This is a genomic window from Mycobacterium sp. TH-M82 (assembly GCF_057473605.1).
On record NZ_JBYCKY010000334.1, the window covers coordinates 1 to 1,442 of the forward strand.

The following is a 1,442-nucleotide window of genomic DNA, read 5'->3' on the forward strand; positions in this document are numbered from 1 at the left end:
TGATCGACCAGCCGCTGATGCGCAACGTGCTGGCCGACCTGGCGGTGGAGGCCGAGGCCGCCACCATGGTCGCGATGCGGATGGCCGGCGCCACCGATCACGCGGCGCACGGCGACGAGGGCGCCGACCGCGAGGGCCTGCTGCGCCGAATCGGCTTGGCGGCCACCAAGTACTGGGTGTGCAAGCAGGCCACCCCGCACGCCGCCGAGGCGATGGAATGCCTGGGCGGCAACGGCTACATCGAGGACTCCGGCATGCCCCGGCTGTACCGGGAGGCGCCACTGATGGGCATCTGGGAGGGCTCGGGCAACGTCGGCGCGCTAGACACGTTGCGCGCCGCGGCGACCCACCCGGACTCGGTGGCGGTCCTCTTCGACGAACTGGCGCAGGCCGCCGGTCAGGACCGGCGGCTCGACGCGCACATCGATGCGCTGAAGTCACAGCTCGGTGACCACGAGACGATCCAATACCGGGCCCGCAAGGTCGCCGAGGACATCTGCCTGGCGCTGCAGGGTGCGCTGATGGTGCGCCACGGGCATCCGGCGGTGGCCGAGGCTTTCCTGGCGAGCCGGCTCGACGGGCAGCACGGCGGGGCGTTCGGCACCCTGCCGGCCGGGCTGGACATCGCGTCGATCCTCGAGCGCGCCCTGGTGAAGGGATGACCCACGCGATCCGGCCGGTCGACTTCGACAACCTGAGGACGATGACCTATGAGGTCACCGGCCGGATCGCCCGGATCACCTTCAACCGGCCGGAGCAGGGCAACGCGATCGTCGCCGACACCCCGCTGGAACTCTCCGCGCTGGTCGAGCGGGCCGACCTGGACCCCGGCGTGCACGTCATCCTGGTGTCGGGCCGTGGCGAGGGCTTCTGCGGCGGATTCGATCTGAGCGCCTACGCCGAAGGGTCGTCCTCGGCGGGCGGCGGCCGCGGCTATGCGGGCACCGTGCTGGACGGCCAGACCCAGGCGGCCAACCATCTGCCCAACCAGCCGTGGGACCCGATGATCGACTACCAGATGATGAGCCGTTTCGTCCGCGGGTTCGCCAGCCTGATGTACGCCGACAAGCCGACGGTGGTCAAGATCCACGGCTACTGCGTGGCCGGCGGCACCGACATCGCTCTGCACGCCGACCAGGTGATCGCCGCCGCGGACGCCAAGATCGGCTACCCGCCGACCCGGGTGTGGGGGGTGCCGGCCGCCGGGCTGTGGGCGCACCGGATCGGTGACCAGCGCGCGAAAAGGCTCCTACTGACCGGGGATTGCATCACCGGCGCGCAGGCCGCCGAATGGGGTCTGGCGGTGGAGGCGCCGGCCCCCGACGACCTCGACGAGCGCACCGAGCGGCTGGTGGCCCGGATCGCGGCGATGCCGGTCAACCAGTTGATCATGGTCAAGCTGGCGTTGAACTCGGCGCTGCTGGCCCAGGGGGTGGCCACCA

The 1,442-nt window shown here is 71.2% G+C and carries 2 protein-coding genes; both read left to right on the forward strand.

Going from position 1 to position 1,442, the window contains the following annotated elements; all coding sequences use genetic code 11:
- Positions 1–662, forward strand: a 662-nt coding sequence (locus tag AC2VON_RS10425) for an acyl-CoA dehydrogenase family protein (RefSeq protein WP_486952888.1), incomplete at its 5' end; no start/stop codon positions are given.
- Positions 659–1,442, forward strand: a 784-nt coding sequence (locus tag AC2VON_RS10430) for a crotonase/enoyl-CoA hydratase family protein (protein ID WP_486952889.1), incomplete at its 3' end; no start/stop codon positions are given. The genes AC2VON_RS10425 and AC2VON_RS10430, both read left to right, overlap by 4 nt.